General features: G+C 52.8%; 16 protein-coding genes, 1 tRNA gene and 1 pseudogene. 4 read left to right on the forward strand and 14 right to left on the reverse strand.

The window, feature by feature from the left end; all coding sequences use genetic code 11:
- The 8 genes from ACEW8J_RS15160 to ACEW8J_RS15195 all read right to left on the reverse strand — a co-directional run.
- Positions 1-650: MBL fold metallo-hydrolase (locus ACEW8J_RS15160; RefSeq protein ID WP_373492480.1), on the reverse strand; the 650-nt coding region annotated here is incomplete at its 3' end.
- A 2-nt stretch (positions 651-652) separates the two neighbouring features.
- Positions 653-1,429, reverse strand: a complete 777-nt coding sequence (locus ACEW8J_RS15165; RefSeq protein ID WP_373492481.1) for a TatD family hydrolase — start codon at positions 1,427-1,429, stop codon at positions 653-655.
- Position 1,430: 1 nt separating this feature from the next.
- Positions 1,431-2,984, reverse strand: coding sequence for a methionine--tRNA ligase (gene metG / locus ACEW8J_RS15170; RefSeq protein WP_373492482.1), 1,554 nt, complete (start codon positions 2,982-2,984; stop codon positions 1,431-1,433).
- Positions 2,985-3,032: 48 nt separating this feature from the next.
- A complete protein-coding gene (locus ACEW8J_RS15175) occupies positions 3,033-4,049 on the reverse strand; it encodes a DNA polymerase III subunit delta' (RefSeq protein ID WP_373492483.1) in 1,017 nt (338 codons plus the stop codon).
- Positions 4,046-4,675 carry a dTMP kinase gene (gene tmk / locus ACEW8J_RS15180; RefSeq protein WP_373492484.1) on the reverse strand — a complete coding sequence of 210 codons (630 nt, stop codon included), beginning with the start codon at positions 4,673-4,675 and terminating at the stop codon, positions 4,046-4,048. The genes ACEW8J_RS15175 and tmk overlap by 4 nt, the downstream gene beginning before the upstream one ends.
- Positions 4,672-5,814: a D-alanyl-D-alanine carboxypeptidase family protein gene (locus ACEW8J_RS15185; RefSeq protein ID WP_373492485.1), complete on the reverse strand. Its 1,143-nt coding sequence runs from the start codon at positions 5,812-5,814 to the stop codon at positions 4,672-4,674. Before ACEW8J_RS15185 ends, tmk begins: the two co-directional genes overlap by 4 nt.
- Positions 5,815-5,847: 33 nt before the next feature.
- Positions 5,848-6,738 (reverse strand): septal ring lytic transglycosylase RlpA family protein, encoded by an 891-nt coding sequence (locus ACEW8J_RS15190; RefSeq protein WP_373492486.1) that lies wholly within the window; start codon positions 6,736-6,738, stop codon positions 5,848-5,850.
- A 124-nt stretch (positions 6,739-6,862) separates the two neighbouring features.
- Complete coding sequence (locus ACEW8J_RS15195) at positions 6,863-7,894, reverse strand: lytic transglycosylase domain-containing protein (protein WP_373492495.1); 1,032 nt, start codon at positions 7,892-7,894, stop codon at positions 6,863-6,865.
- Between the two features lie 208 nt (positions 7,895-8,102).
- On the opposite strand from ACEW8J_RS15195, the gene ACEW8J_RS15200 reads away from it, so the two are divergent.
- The 4 genes from ACEW8J_RS15200 to ACEW8J_RS15215 all read left to right on the forward strand — a co-directional run bounded on the left by ACEW8J_RS15200 (position 8,103) and on the right by ACEW8J_RS15215 (position 11,493).
- Positions 8,103-8,192: transfer RNA gene (locus tag ACEW8J_RS15200), tRNA-Ser, on the forward strand.
- A 164-nt stretch (positions 8,193-8,356) separates the two neighbouring features.
- Entirely contained in the window at positions 8,357-9,553 is a 1,197-nt protein-coding gene (locus tag ACEW8J_RS15205) for a tyrosine-type recombinase/integrase (RefSeq protein ID WP_373492487.1), read from the forward strand.
- Positions 9,554-9,996: 443 nt separating this feature from the next.
- Positions 9,997-10,389 carry a DUF2628 domain-containing protein gene (locus ACEW8J_RS15210; protein WP_373492488.1) on the forward strand — a complete coding sequence of 131 codons (393 nt, stop codon included), beginning with the start codon at positions 9,997-9,999 and terminating at the stop codon, positions 10,387-10,389.
- A 729-nt stretch (positions 10,390-11,118) separates the two neighbouring features.
- Positions 11,119-11,493: a hypothetical protein gene (locus ACEW8J_RS15215; protein ID WP_373492489.1), complete on the forward strand. Its 375-nt coding sequence runs from the start codon at positions 11,119-11,121 to the stop codon at positions 11,491-11,493.
- A 338-nt stretch (positions 11,494-11,831) separates the two neighbouring features.
- Here the strand turns inward: ACEW8J_RS15215 and ACEW8J_RS15220 are convergent, their stop codons facing one another.
- From ACEW8J_RS15220 to ACEW8J_RS15245, 6 genes and pseudogenes are all read right to left on the reverse strand, one after another.
- The gene (locus ACEW8J_RS15220) at positions 11,832-12,161 is read right to left on the reverse strand and encodes an HGGxSTG domain-containing protein (RefSeq protein ID WP_373492490.1); all 330 of its coding nucleotides are present in this window, start codon (positions 12,159-12,161) and stop codon (positions 11,832-11,834) included.
- Between the two features lie 248 nt (positions 12,162-12,409).
- Positions 12,410-13,609 (reverse strand): DUF3631 domain-containing protein, encoded by a 1,200-nt coding sequence (locus ACEW8J_RS15225; protein WP_373492491.1) that lies wholly within the window; start codon positions 13,607-13,609, stop codon positions 12,410-12,412.
- A complete protein-coding gene (locus tag ACEW8J_RS15230; RefSeq protein ID WP_373492492.1) occupies positions 13,606-13,821 on the reverse strand; it encodes a helix-turn-helix domain-containing protein in 216 nt (71 codons plus the stop codon). The genes ACEW8J_RS15225 and ACEW8J_RS15230 overlap by 4 nt, the downstream gene beginning before the upstream one ends.
- A 74-nt stretch (positions 13,822-13,895) precedes the next feature.
- Positions 13,896-14,549, reverse strand: coding sequence for a hypothetical protein (locus tag ACEW8J_RS15235; protein ID WP_373492493.1), 654 nt, complete (start codon positions 14,547-14,549; stop codon positions 13,896-13,898).
- 308 nt (positions 14,550-14,857) lie between these two features.
- Positions 14,858-15,295: a hypothetical protein gene (locus tag ACEW8J_RS15240; RefSeq protein WP_373492494.1), complete on the reverse strand. Its 438-nt coding sequence runs from the start codon at positions 15,293-15,295 to the stop codon at positions 14,858-14,860.
- A gap of 320 nt (positions 15,296-15,615) precedes the next feature.
- Positions 15,616-15,722, reverse strand: a pseudogene (locus tag ACEW8J_RS15245) (IS5/IS1182 family transposase); the annotation flags it as partial.

Raw genomic sequence — 15,722 nt, forward strand, 5'->3', positions numbered from 1 at the left:
TCCCCGATCAATGCCAAGGTCATATCCAGATGCGCGTGGGTGGGATGCGGCTTGGCGCGCAAGGCGTCGACAATGAACAGATCGCAATTCCGGTACAACGCCCGCATTTCCGGTGTAATCTCGCCAAAATCAGTCGCGTAGACAATTGATTTTCCCTGATGCTGAAAGCGCAATCCCGCCGATGTTATGCGTCCGTGCGGCTGATCGACATGACGGACCGAAATGTCGCCAATTTCCATATCGTCATCCAGTACAAGGCCTTCGCAAATAGACGGATAATAATCATGGCCTTCAAACGCATAGGAAAAGCGCTGTTTCAAGCTATCGAGAGCAAAGGGCCGAGCATAGGCCGGAATCGGCTTGCGGGTTTGCTGGAACACAGAGCGCAGATCATCAATTCCGTGGCAATGGTCAGCATGGTCGTGCGTCCAGATCACCGCATCGACGCGGTCTATTTCATTGTCGAGAAACTGGTTCCGCAGATCGGGCGACGTATCGACCAAAATCCGGGTGTTCGCGCTTTCCACCAGAATCGAGACGCGACTTCTGCGATTCTTGGGTTCGTTCGGGTCACAATCGCCCCAGTCATTGCCGATGCGCGGCACACCCGCCGAGGTCCCGCATCCCAATATCGTCAGTTTCAAAGCCACATTCAGGGTCGTGCTTTGGAGAAGAGTCGATAGAAATTCCGACCGGTGCTTTCACAAAGCTCGTCAAACTCCACATTGCGTAGCCCGGCGAGATAACGAGCGGTATCTGCAACAAAGGCCGGCTCCCCGGTCTTGCCCCGATGGGGCACTGGAGCAAGGAAAGGGGCGTCGGTTTCGACCAGAAGCCGGTCTGCCGGCAATTTTGCAGCGGTTTCCTGAAGATCCTTTGCATTTTTGAACGTAACTATTCCGGAGATCGAAATATACAGTCCAAGAGACAAGGCTTTTTGCGCAAAATCTTCACTGGCCGTAAAGCAATGTATCACACCGGCATAGGCCCCCTTCTCCATTTCCTCGGCCATGATTTCGGCTGTATCCAACTCGGCGTCGCGCGTGTGGACAATGATGGGCAGGCCGGTCTCTCGCGCCGCATGAATATGGGTGCGAAAGCTCTGGCGCTGGCGGTCCCGGTCGCTGTGATCATAATAATAATCCAGTCCGGTTTCACCAATCGCAATCACCCTCGGATGCGCGGCCTCTTCGACCAGCTTTGCGAGATCGACATCGGGATGGGCATCGGCCTCGTGCGGATGGATACCGATGCTCGCCCATATGTCATCTTCCCGTTCGGCCGTCGCGACAATATCCCGCCATTCGCTCTCCCGGGTGGAGATATTGAGCATGGCGGTCACCCCGCTATGCCGGGCGCGCTCAAGAACCGCATTCTGATCTTCGATCAGTCCCTTGTAGTTCAGATGACAGTGGCTATCGACCAGCATTTCAGTTCTCGGCTTCGCTTTTCAACAGCTCAAGTCGGGGAAAAATCCCCTTGGGTTCTGGCACCGCGATCCCTGGCTCTATCGGTTTGGTCAGATACTGAAAATCGCGAGCATGCTCAGATTGTCCAAGCAGGTCCAGCATTTTGTCACAACTATCCGGCATCACCCAGCGCAGCATGATGGCCAACTGGCGGACTGCTTCTGCAGTGTGGTATAGCACGCTATCTGCCCGCGCGGGATCGGTTTTGCGCAAGGCCCACGGTGCCTGCTCGGCAAAATATGTATTGGTCGCGCTCAGTTGGTCGCGAATGATATCAAGCGCTTGATCAATCTTGAACAATCCGCCCGTCATCGCAGTATTGACTTCGGAAAAGCATTTTTCGAGCTGGTTGAGCAGCTGTTGTTCGGCATCAGTTTTGGCGCCAGGCAGCGGTATCCGGCCATCACAGTTTTTGGCGATCATCGACAGGCTGCGCTGCGCCAGGTTGCCAAAATTATTAGCGAGATCAGCGTTGGTCTTGGTAACGATAGCGTTGGCGGAATAAGTGCCGTCCTTGCCAAATACAACGTCTGCCAACAGGAAATAACGAAGCTGATCGACACCAAAACGATCCGCCAGTTCCATGGGATCAACCACATTACCGACCGATTTCGACATTTTTTCACCGCGGTTCAGCAGGAAGCCGTGTCCAAACACTTGCTTGGGTAGCGGCAACCCTGCGCTCATCAGAAAGGCGGGCCAATAGACGGCATGGAAGCGGACGATATCCTTGCCAATCAGGTGCAGATCCGCCGGCCAATATTTTGCAAACATGCCTTGGGTGTCGGGGTAACCGACCCCGGTCATATAGGTTGTCAGCGCATCAACCCATACATACATGACATGATCCGGCGATCCCGGCACGGGAACGCCCCAGTCCAGGCTCGTTCGTGAAACGCTAAGGTCACGGAGACCGCCCTCGACAAAGCGCATGACTTCGTTGCGGCGGCTTTCAGGCAGGATGAATTCGGGATGCTCCTTGTATAACGTCAGCAATTTGTCCTGATATTGGGAAAGTTTGAAGAACCAAGTTGCTTCTGCCGTCCATTCCACTGGCGTGCCTTGTGGAGAGAGCTTTTCACCGCCCTCACCTGCCTCAAGTTCGTCTTCGGCGTAAAAGGCCTCGTCACGCACCGAGTACCAGCCCTCATAGCGATCCAGATAGAGATCGCCATTGGCTTCCATCGCTTTCCACAACGCCTTGCTGGCCTCATGATGTGCCAACTCGGTGGTCCGGCGAAATCCATCATGCCGGATGTTAAGTTTATGACACATCTCTATAAAATAGGATGACATTTCATCTGCAAGCTTGATGGTTTCCACACCCGAATCGCGTGCGGTCTGGACCATTTTCAAGCCATGTTCATCGGTACCGGTAATCAAGCGGACATCGCGGCCGCTTAACCGATAGAATCGTGCTATTGAGTCTGCAGCAATCGCTTCATAAGCATGGCCGATGTGGGGACGTCCATTTGGATAGCTTATTGCGGTGGTAATATAAAAAGGTTCGGACATGGCCATCTCTCTTGATGGATTGACCGCGCTTGTAAACAGGCAAAATTTCTATTCTTTCGGGTTATTCGAACCGAGACCTTCCATCAGGGCTCCAAGCCGGAATATTACCGCCTGGTTGTCTAGTGCCTTTGGCAGTGCCACAGCAGCCAGATCACTGGCTTCGCGCCACTTCTCAATGGTTTGCAGCGAGCAGCCCGCCTGGCCACCCTTGATCTGCTCCGCGATCATGCTGGGAGCTCGCTCCAGAAACGCCCGATAACGAGGAGCGGCGGCTTTCAGTGACAGCTTGCGAGCCAATTCGCTCTTCAAGCGGTTATCTCTGTCGCCGGATTTCATGATTTCGCGCGCGATCTCCTCGAGCTCCGCCAGGCCTACTTCGACATATTGCAGCGCACGTCCGGGTGATCCTTCACCCGCTATCACAAGCGCCTCCAGATTCGCGTCATCCAGTTTGGGCGCCGCACTCTTCAACACCGCACGCATGTCATCATTGTTCAGGGGATCGAAGCGGAGCATCTGGCATCTTGAACGGATCGTTGGCAGTAGCCGGTCGGGCATATGGCTGATCAGGAAGAAAATGGTGTTTTTCGGGGGCTCTTCCAGATTTTTCAACAGGGCATTGGCTCCGGCGCGCTCCAGGTCGTCGGCCGCATCGATGACAACAACCCGATATTCGGAGATCGAAGCCTGATTTTGAAACAGCGGCTGCAGGGCCCGTATCTGTTCGACCTTGATATTGCGAGCCAGTTCATGTTCTTCCAACGAACCGAGGCCATTGTCACGCGCCTTCTTTTCCTCCTTGTCCGCTTTCGGACCGCGGCGCAGCAGGCGAAAATCCGGATGCGAGCCAGCAGCAAGAAGATGACCGGCCTCATCGTCCTGGATCTCGCAAAAGCTGGATGGAATATTTCGCGAATTAAGAAGAAAATGGGCTGCTTGTTGGGCAAAGCCTGCTTTGCCCAATCCTTTGTCGCCAGCCAATATCCATGCGTGATGAAGCCTGCCATTGGCGAGCGACTGGCGGAAAATCTGCCGGGGTCTGTCGTGGCCCAAATATGACGTCATGACATCAAGTCACCGAGACCTTCCAGAAGCTTTTCCGTAATAGCTTCAACCGATTGCGATGCGTCAATCAGGCGAATCCGCTCTGGATCATCGACTACAAACTGTCGAAAATTAGCCATGACTGCATGATGATAGTCCCGACCCCTTCCCCCGATGCGGTCGCTGTCTCCGCGATCTCTTGCGGTTGCCCTCCGCAAAGCAACGGCTTCGGGCAGATCCAGGATAAAAGTCCGGTCCGGCATTAGATTTCTGCTACCGACATCGTGCAAATTCATGATTTCCGCATCGCTAAGCTGACCGTCCACGCTTTGATAGGCGCGGCTACTGTCGATGAAACGGTCGCAGATTACCCATTCGTTTCGGGCCAGTGCCGGGCGGATCAAATTGGCGCAATGTTCAGCGCGGGCCGCGGCGAACAGCAGCGCCTCTGTGCGTATATGCCATTTTTCCTCTGGGCCACTTAGCAGCAGGTCTCGAATGATTTCAGCACCCGGTGTGCCGCCAGGTTCCCGGGTCAGATTTACAATATATCCTTTTGTTTCAAGCGCTTCGGCTAGAGCTATCGCCTGGGTCGACTTTCCTGTTCCTTCGCCGCCTTCCAGACTGATAAAGCGACCCTGGGTCACGCCAATCCAATGAGAGATTTCAATCCAGCCCAGACGCGATCAAAGAAACCGGCTTCACCAATATCTTCCCCCGCAACCAGAGGCACCGACTGCTGACCGGCATCTGCTGTGGTGACTATCAATGTCGCGATCGGCTGACCTTTCGCGATGGGTGCCTTGATAGGGCCATTGTATGTCACTTTCATCGATATCTCGCCATCAGAGGCTTTGGGAATCGTCGCGAAGAGATCGTTGGCTGCGATCAGCGACACGGTTGAGCTGTCACCCAACTGCACTTCTGCGTTCTGGATCTGGGTGCCTTTGGCAAAAAGCTTCTTCGGTTCCCAGGCATTGAAGCCCCAGTTCATGAATTTGACCGATTCCTCAATCCGACCGCCATAGCTATCAAGCCCGGCCAGCACCGACACCAGACGCCTTCCCTTCTGTTCGGCCGAACCAGTGAAACCATAGCCCGCTTCTTCAGTATGACCAGTTTTCAGTCCGTCCGAACCAGCCACTTTGCCCATCAGGGGGTTGCGGTTCGATTGCTTGATTCCGTTCCAGGTAAATTCGTCCTGACCATAAAAGGCATCATATAATTCCGGAAAATTATTGACCGTCGCCGCTCCCAGATTGGCCAGATCCCGCGCCGTGACCATCGTCTGCCCTTCATCAGGCCAACCGTTGCTGTTGCCAAACCGGCTCTTCGACATTCCCAGTTCCTTTGCCCGCTTGTTCATCAGCGCAACAAAGGCCTGTTCAGTGCCTGCGATGCCTTCGGCCAGAACGACGCAGGCGTCATTACCGGAAAGGGTTACGATGCCGTGCAGCAGATCGCGCACACTGACCTGATCGCCGACTCCAAGAAACATTGTCGATCCCTGATTATTCCACTTCTTCCAAGTTTCCTCGTTGACACGAAACTTGTCATCGAGCTTGAGTTTGCCTTTGTCGATCAGGTCAAACGCGACATAGATGGTCATCATTTTCGCCATCGAAGCCGGCGGAATTTGCCGATCTGCATTTTTCTCGAACAGCACGGCGCCTGAAGACAGATCGGTCAGGTAGGCAATGGGCGCATCAGTTTCATAGCTGGGAGCAGCAACAACCACGGATGACAAGGCAATGAAGGGCAGTGAAGCCAGTAGATATTTTTTCATTTAGGACAAAATTCCCGATCAATGTTTAGCGACTCAACGCTGGTTGTCCGCTCGCAAAATACGAGCTCCGCTATAGCCGCGCTGTTGCGCCTGTGCCAGCCCTGCTTGGGCCTCCTGTTCTGTGGAATATGGTCCGTAGCGCACTCGCCATATCGTCCGAGTCGCGTCCGGTTGCACTTTTGCTCCAATTTTTCCGGCGAGAACATCAGCTCGTGATTTATCACTGAACGCGGCAACTTGGACGGCATAGGACCCCGGTATATCGCCGACATAATTATCGCCGACACTATTTTCTACCGTAACGGGACGCCCGCCACCTTCGACGATGAAACGGCCATCGCGGGTGCCTGAGATTGGGGGCGACGCAGACACAGCACGATCCGGCGAACCGGAAATCTGTTGTGAAGAAGCAGGAGCCGAAGCCTGCCTGATCGGCGACGCTGGACGAGGCAGCTTCGCCAGATTATTTCGCAATATGGAAAGCAATGAATCCGGAGTCGCGATGCGTTCGGACGCAGGCGTACCCATTCGGAGTACCGCCCGTTCCTGTTCATTGGGATTGACTTTTCGAACGCGCACACCCGAAACACCGTTTTGATCAATACCCAGCTGCTTGGCCGCTCCGTGGGATAGATCGATCAGCCGGTCGTTGGCAAAGGGTCCGCGATCATTGACCCGCACCAGGATAGTGCGCCCCGTATCCAGAGCAGTCACTTCGACATAGGACGGTAGCGGCAGCGTCTTGTGCGCGGCTGAAATTCCTTGCGGATCGTACCTTTCTCCATTGGCGGTCTGATTGCCCGACAACTCTTCACCGTACCAACTCGCATAGCCCACTTCATCGTAGCTGGCTACGTCTTCCGGCGTGTAGGTACTATCGCCCACTTTGTAGGGATTACCGATTTTTTGCGGAAAGTCGGACACAGCCGCTGATCCCGATGGAAGCCCTGCAGTGCTGGCTGCTGGTGAACCATCAGGAAACTGACCAAAATCGCGCGACCCGCTACACCCTGCCAATGCCAAAGTGGCGGTGGATATGATTCCTATTTTAATTGCGTATTTCATCCGCCAATAATCCCACTGCTAGCCCATAAAAATTTGAACAATTATAATCCAGAATGACTCGATAATTACCGGTCAGCAAATAGGCACGATTGCCAGCACCATCAGGTTCAAGCAGTGTAGCCAAGGTACTGTCATCCAGTCGCTTGCCGGTTGCAGGAACCACCCCGAGGGCGCGCCATTCCGCCATGTTTTTCCATTGGCTATGGCGGCCAAAGACGCGCGGACAGCGGGTCGGGGCAATCTTGCTTTCGATTGACAAGCGATTGAGCGACGACGGAACGTTGACGGCAATGCCCCATGGCTCCCCCCTGCGCCAACCCGAGTTGACGAAATAATTGGCGATTGAGGCGACTGCGTCATATTCGCTGCCCCAGATATCCGCATATCCGTCACCGCTGCCGTCTTTTGCCAGTCGCAGATAGACCGATGGGAGAAATTGTGGCTTGCCCATAGCCCCTGCCCAGCTGCCCTTGAGTGCTGACTGCGGAACACCCTGATCAATCAGCTTGAGCACCGCGAGCAATTCTGGCTCAAACAGGGAGCGGCGTCGGCCTTCATAGGCAAGAGTAGCCAGTGATCGGGGAATATCGAAATTACCGGTATAGGAACCGTAATTCGTTTCCTTTCCATAAATCGCCATGATTATCGGGCCAGGCACTCCGGTTTCCCGTTCGATATCAATCAGTTTGGCAATGAGTCGACGATATGCGGCCTTTCCGTTGTCAATTCTCTGGGAGGTGATATGCCGCGCCTGATAAGGTGCGAAGGGCGGGATCGCACTGTTCGGACTTCCGCCCGGCTGGGATTGGTCCAGTTCGACAACTCGCGGATTATATGTCAGTCCGGGCAGGACCTGATCCAATGTCTGCGACCGAACACCCTCCTGCAACGCCTTCTGACGCACTTGCTGAAGATAGGATTGAAAACCGGAGCTGTCTTGTGCCGCGGCAGTTTGCATCGGTGTCGCAGTACTGATGCCGAGAATGGCAAAAGCGCTGCAAGCGATAGCGGTCATGATACGCATGAATACTTCCCTTTCGGCCATCGTTGTCGCACAAAGCGAGTCGCAGGGGAATCCCTAAATAGCGTAAAGATGCAACCGCTCGACCGAAAAGCTGCGCCGCTCTGCAAATTTGATTCAGCATTTCATGCATTTGCAAAATGTTTTGCGCTTTCAAATCGGTAACGCTAGGACGCGTGCGACCCGGCTCACAGGGCTATGCGGACAGGTGGCAGAGTGGTCGAATGCAGCGGTCTTGAAAACCGCCGAGGGTGCAAGCTCTCCGTGGGTTCGAATCCCACCCTGTCCGCCAAATACCTGTTCACCTATGTTCATAGTACGTCGCCCAAGTCCCTGAATTGCTGCGGAAAAATATGCTGTAAAAGACCGCCCCTATTCGTTGCCATTCGCCTGCAATCGCGATATAGTGTGGGGAACGATGTGGGGAACGATGACCCCAAAGCTTGAGGAATTGGCATGGGTAAGCTGACTGCAAACGAAGTTAAGGCGGTGTTGACTAAGCCGGGCACGTACAGTGATGGCGACGGCCTATTTCTAAAAGTCGCCAAAAGTGGTGGGGCAAGCTGGCTTGTTCGCGTCCAACATCAGGGCAAACGGCGCGATATTGGCCTAGGCAGCGTCAAGCTTGTATCGCTTGCCTCAGCCCGAGCCAAGGCAGCCGAATCCCGCAAGGCAATTCGCGAGGATGGTCGCGATCTTATTGCCGAAAAACGTAAGGCCAAAGCCGCGAGCGTCAGCTTTCGCGAAGCTGCACTGACTTTCTATGATGCACACAAAGCCCAGTGGGCCAATGCCAAGCATGGCGACCAGTGGCTCAGCACAATGGAAACTTACGCGTTCCCAAATCTTGGGAGAATGTCAGTTGGCACCGTCACGGCAGCAGACATCATTGCGACTATCTCGGAAGTATGGACTTCTAAACCCGAGACGGGGAGGCGAGTCCGTCAGCGGATTTGCGCTGTCTTGGACTTTGCTCATGCACGTGGTTGGCGAACCACGGAAGCCCCTGCCCGCTCTTTGATGGCAGGCAAGAGCTTACCCAAACAAGCGGCTGGCAAGCACCATCTGTCCATGCCCTATGCTGATATTTCAGCATTCCTCATACGCCTTCGCGTCAGCGGCGGCGTGTGGGGAAGGATGGCATTGGAGTTTGTGATTTTCACGGCAGCCCGTTCGCAGGAAGTGCGATTGGCTACATGGGCTGAGTTCGATCTTGAGAATGCCCTTTGGACAGTACCAGCCGATCACATGAAGATGCGGCGAGAGCATGTTGTACCTTTGTCACCGCAAGCCTTGGCCGTGCTGCGAAGCTCAGCAGCAGTTAGGGTGGTGGGCACCGACATCGTGTTTCCCGGAGCGAACCAAGGAATAATGTCTGACATGACCTTACTTGCGGTGCTTCGCCGCATGAAGGAGCCAGCAACAGTGCATGGGTTTCGCTCATCGTTTCGGACTTGGGTTGCCGAGGAAACTAATTACCCGGGTGAGGTCGCCGAAGCTGCCTTGGCACACCAGAACCCAAACGAAGTTGAACGCGCCTATCAACGCGGCGGCTTGCTCGACAAGCGTAGGAAGCTAATGGAAGCGTGGGGCGCATATTGTGCCAGCAATACCGGGTTGGCACAGATCGCGCCCATCGGGCAGGCGATTTGATGCGGGTGGATTCCAAGGATTTCAGGATCAGCTGCCTACTTCGTATGTCGCTCGCGGGTAGCCTTCGAGTATTTCCGCAGGCCTCACTTTCAGCGCCTGAGCCAATGTCAGCGCAGTCTTAATAGTGATATTGCATTCGCCGCGCTCAATGCCACCAATATGATTGCGATGCAGTTCGGCTAAGCCCTGATAAGTCCTATTGCGTCAGGCCACGCGCCTTCCTGAGCCGACGGACGGCATCACCTAACAGAACAAGATCGAGATCGATTTCCAAACCCGACGTGGTCGTCACGGCTAGCTAACACTGCCACATCTTATAAGTGTGTTTTAACGCTTTTACAGTTCATTTTGCTGTAGGCACAACTTTTAAGCCTTGCGTCGTTCATCCGGTTGTACCGGATATGGCTTGGCGGATTATTTTGGTCGATCAGGAGGATTGCGGCGTGAGAACATTTAATGTCTTTTCAAACAGCAAGGGCAAATACAAAGCCGTTAAAAGTGGATGGTGCTGGCCTGCATTCTTTTTTGGATCAATATGGTCATTGTTCAGCGGGCTTTGGATTCTGGCAATAATAATGTTGCCGGTCGAAATTATACTAACCATATTGAATGGCATATTGGAAAATAATAGAATTACATATGATCAGCAAGGAAAAGACTTAAATGATACAATAGTCGCGACGATTGCAGTTGTTACAATTGTTATCAGATTAGTATTTGGTATACGGGGAAATAAGATGAGAGAAAATAGATATAAGAATAATGGATATATTTATATAGATTCTGTAAAATCTAAAAGTGTAAAGGATGCTATAGAATCGCATAAGGGAAAATAACTACATAACTTACGAATAGCAGACGGCTTGGCTGCCTGCCTCCGATCGATCACCCTGCCTACGCGCCGCAGGCGCGGTGGGTTAGGGGTGGGGAAGGATGGAGGCAGGTAGGCAGGTAGGCAGGGTCCAAGTCATAATTGGAACCAAAAGACGAAGCCCACGAATATCATATTCTTATAAGTTCGGTTGGATATGAGGTTCTATTTTTCTGCCAGTGTGGCCGCTCTTCGCTCCCGGCTTTGCCCTATCGGCCCTTCGCTTCGCTGCGGGCCGATGAGCAGCCTTCGCTTCGAGCGGCCCACCTGCCGAGAGGAGGATTGAAGGGTGCAATATGCATCCGTCATGAGCTTTAGTATCGGGCAAGGGCATCGCGAGAACTGCCACTGGCAAGTCCAACTGTTGGGTGGTGCCACGCCCGCGAAAGAAATATGCCCCCCCCCCTTAATGCGTATCTCAACACACTACAGCCCCCCGAATAGTCTAATCTCAGGATCAGGGCTCTTTCACTTTATCGCTTCGTGTCTTTAACACATGCAGAATACTGCCCCAGCGGATCATATATGATCTCACATTCTCCTGCATTTTCAGTCAAACTCACCGGCGTAATTACATTGGTAACAGAAATTCATTTCGAATCTGTAGCTACAATCATCTCGACTCTTCATACCGCCTACGGCGGGTCTGGCCGTCTTGCCACATACTTAATTTAACAAATGAAGGAACTCTGCAATGATCGACAAAACCACTGCATCGCCCAAGCTCGCTGTCGGAGCTGTTCTAGGGGCAGTCACTAATGCGGCCACGTCAGTCTCCAACATCTTCGACACGGCTTCCACCGGTTTCGGAATGATGAACCGCTACGTCCAGTCGGCTGCTGAAAAACAGGCATCAGTCATCGACTACGAGATGGCAGACTACGAAGAGCAACTCCTCATTACCGTGAGCGTGGAACGCACTCGTGCGAACCGCGAAATCCAACGGTTCCTCGACGAGGACCCGGCCAATAAGGCCGAATTCGATACGGTCTACAGCAACCTTCAGGCCGCTGTTCAGGCTCGGCGTGACGAACGGGCGGGCATCAAGCCCACTCGTAAGGCAGCCTAGTTCTAACGCTACACCCCCACCAGCTTTGCTGGTGGGGGTGTAGCGTAGGTCGATAGACAAGGTAAGCTTCAGCTCTGCCTTGGATAGCAACCAAACATTAACATCATGTCAGTACTCAGCACAGGGCAGCCTACGGTTGGCTTGTAGTCATTCCTGATCATCATCACCCATGCCAATAGGAGAACATCATGAACTGATCGCAGCAGAAGCTGCTGATCGGACGTCGTGTCCGCAATGACAGGCATCCAGCCCTGCTCTAAGTCGTTAAGCACATTCCCGATATGATCACCCCAATAATGCTTCCTCGGGTCATAATTGTAGATGGTAGCTGAGCATTGCTATTTCTTGGTTAGAGCAGTCAGGCGATCTTGTTCGCTGCCACGAAGTGTCTGGCCTTGCCTGAACTTCGTTATTAACCGGAGGTCTCGGTTGGCCTGCCTTACTGCCTTTAACTGTTCTTCGGTTTCAGCTGAGCGATCACCATGCCGCCACGCATTGCGGTTGCCGTTAGGTGCACCGCTACGCTTCCCCCCGTGCATCCTGCAACGCCGGTTGCCATTTACGGCAGGAGCTTGGCATTCCGTTCCTGCTCTTGTCTTAGCCAAGCAGCGCGGAGCCGCAGCCAGCCGTTCCGGTTGCATGGGGTTGTCCGTTGAATGTTTCAACATTTCGACTCCCGCTCTACTTCAATACTGCCAGAGGGCGGCAAAGTTAAAATCTTATACCGCCCTCCGAATTTGCCGCAACACACAACACATGAGCAACGCGCATTGATTACTGCGCATATCAGCGATCGCCGTTGGAAGTTCAGCCACCATTGAATCAACACAGTGCAGTCATGTAATCTGCTGACACAAAACCGCCCATGTTCCACCAGGATTATGGCCGTTCGTGTCGGATGTGGCGCTTGTTGTGGTCACCGTGACACAGGCAGGTATCGCTTCCATGCATCGTGGAACTCTTCCCGCTTGTATCCTTTAGGCGTGGTGCCATTGGGCATGCGGATCGTGCAAGATCGTATGCCATATTCCCGGAGCATCACGGCCAACTTGCGAGCGTCGATCCTCCTGCCACGCAAGTCACCCCAAGGCGCTTCGTCATCCTCTAACAGCTTACCGAGGAGGTCAGCTGTCGTGAGACGGTCAGCGTCACCAAAGTAGGTGTTAATGTCAGCCAACAATTGAGCACCAAGCGAAGGACTCTCGCTGGCCTTGGCAGACAGTACGGCATCGGTTGCCGCTATTCTTGCTGCATCGGGCCATGCAGCGCCTGCAAGATCAGCAACCGTGATTAGCGGTCCCCATACGTCAGCACCCCTATCAGCTATACAGTCTGGCAATACCGGCTGTGCCACCTCCGCTACACTGAAGATACTTGCTGCCCAGTCTGCCAATTGGATCTTCAAGGCATCGGCTTCTGGCTCATGTGTACGGGGCTGAAAACGTTCTGCACTTTCTCCCGCTGCTCGTTTCCGCATGCGGATGACAATCGACCGGCTCATGATTGTAGCCGGCAGGTTACCAAGGCCGCCCATTGCGAGAGCAGCAAAAGTTTCCAACTCTTCGGTTAGCACCTTTCCTTTATCCATGTAGCAGCGTCCCACCGTTGCCCCACGCCGATACCCGGCGTTGATCATTCCTCGCAGTTCTTCGTTGCCGCGAGGCTGCCCAAAGATTGTGTCGATCTCGTCATACAAAACTGTAGGTCGGTTATCTTGATCTGACACTCGTCGAAGAATGAAGGCAGGTGTCGAAAGCACCGACAGCAGCGGGTTAGGCACAAGCAGCGCCGTGATTTCGAGCACCCGCGACTTTCCGCTTCCTGGCTCCGGCGACAAGACCGCAAGACGTGGCGTCGAGAACCATGCATTCATCAAATGAGCATGGGCAATCCATAGAACGTGTGAGATGCTTGCTTGCTCCGAAGGGTAGCAGATGAAGCGGTCAGCGAAGGCGTGAATGCGGTTAAGCAGTTCAGCGCCATCAATGCTAGCAGCGTCTGGCGTTTTCGGCTGGTTCGCGTTAGTAAGAGAAACTGGGCTTGCAGCTTTGGCATCATCTGGGCCGGTTGCTGTTGGAGCAGCACCGGCCCTTTCGTTGGGACTGACTTCGATCATGCTGCACCGCCAGTCGCGCGTTCTATCAGCGTCTTTATGCTATCGATTCTAACCAGCCGTCTCGTGCCAATCTGCATCGAGACAAGTTCGCCCTTCGTCAGCATTTCGTATATCTTAGTTCTCCCAATGCCGAGCATCTTTGCTGCATCAGGGACGGAACATAGGAATTGAGTATCCATAGAACTTACTCCATGCTCGGGCCTGCACACCATTGCGCTGGCCTGCTACGAGCACAGGTGAATCTCTACGGATTTCAGAATTGGTTGTCGGACAATAAGGCTTGAAATTAATTTCCAGCCTCTCGCTGGGCTTCTTTCCAAATGATCCGAGCGAATGGTCTGACAGTGGACTCTCCCGGTTCTGTATCGCCCGAGCGAAGGAATTCAATTAGCGCCTTCTCGATGTCCGCTTGTTTATTAGGCATTAGTTCGCCCCTGTAGATTTGCCCCCAAATTGCAGTGGAGGCTTCGGACCAGTTGTAGCTTTGCTTTCTGCCTGCCGGAGACTTTGCCGACTTGGTGTTCACACCATCGTCAACTGCTGAGATTTCGCAGAGTTGCCGCAGCACCAAATTCAACTCATCGCGTATCAGGCGGAACCTGTCATCAATGGTCTTGAATAGAGAAGGGTGGGTCGGTCTTCCTCGCCCAAGTTCAATTTCTTTCTCAAGATTTGCCAAATGGCTTTGCATACCTGATTGAACCAACTTGAAGGATTGCTTCGACAAGTTGGCTTCTGGAAATTCAGCCGTCATTCTTTGCACCAGATTTCGTAGGTTTTCATTCGCATCTCTGGCTAACTGTCGGATCGTAGCTTCCGTATATGAAACGTGATCATCAGCCGATGTGGTAAGACGTTGCTCCAATCTGAAGGTACTTAGGCTTTCCGCCCTTAACCGGTCGAGTTTCCTCTGGATCGTGACTGTTTGCTCTTTACTCATCACTTGAGATTGCACAAATCATTGCCACATGTCTATGTCATTGGGCAGTGAGCCGACTTTTTTGCCGCAAAGACGCACACATCCGTATATTGTGGGGAATAATGTGGGCATGAAATTCTGCCACCAACTATTATCCTTATAAGTCAATTGTTTGTAAGTTCGGTTCGAATCCCACCCTGCCGCCAATAGCCTTGCCATTATAGACGATCAAGTCATTGATAATGAAGCAAACAATTAGGAAATTTGACCGCCTATTCTGCAATCATCCACCCTCTACCCACCATCAAATTTGCAACAGAATGCAATCATCATAGTTTGGCAAGTTGGCCTAACGCGGCAATTGCATCCATCTCATCAGGGTAGTGCGCCCGCAAATTACTGATCAGATAAGCATCTTCACCATGAACGGCGTGTTCCGTATTTGACAGCACTCGCATTGCTGCCGTTGTAGGCGCTTCAAAAGAAGCATCATAAAACAATTTGGAGAATCTAGTCCAGTGCGCTTCGGGTTTAGCAGTTGGACGTTCAAGTGTAATCCAATAGAGCAAGCGAATGCACCCCAAGCCGTCTGTCGAAAATGTTTCATCAGTTAGGTTAGGTCGATGTGACGATGCACGCAGATATGAAACAGCCTTTGCTGCCGGGTTGATCTTTGCAGTTCGTTTTGCCCTCTGAACATCATCAATGGTAAAGTCATCGTTACATGCGATGTAAATTGATGGCTGGCTAACGTGAATTATTTGCATATTTTCTAACCCTCTAACATCGCCTGATATTCGTGATACACACTATCGAATCGTTTACCACTGTGCGGGAATAATGCGTTTTGCAGGACCATTGGTAGCGGTGGCAAATCTAGTTCATTGTCGATCAACTGTCGGTACGCTTCGCCTGCACCCGTTTTTTCGGCTGCGAAAATTATCTTAGCGGTCCGTTCCCGCCAAAGTCGGTAAGCATCCTGTAAATCATCCGGCAATCGATCAACTCGCCATTCAAGAGAGTACGGTACAAGCAAATAATCACGAATGCGCTCTAAGAGTCTGACTCATAATTATTCCATTTAATATCATGATCTTGCGATACGTCTGACGAGCAGCTGGACGGATGCCATGAAGATCCATGCAGTTGCGGAAGCGATGGTATTCTCAAAGTCTTTGGCGAGGCGGCGGTTTC

Source organism: Parasphingorhabdus sp., from assembly GCF_041748495.1.
Lineage (GTDB): Bacteria > Pseudomonadota > Alphaproteobacteria > Sphingomonadales > Sphingomonadaceae > Parasphingorhabdus.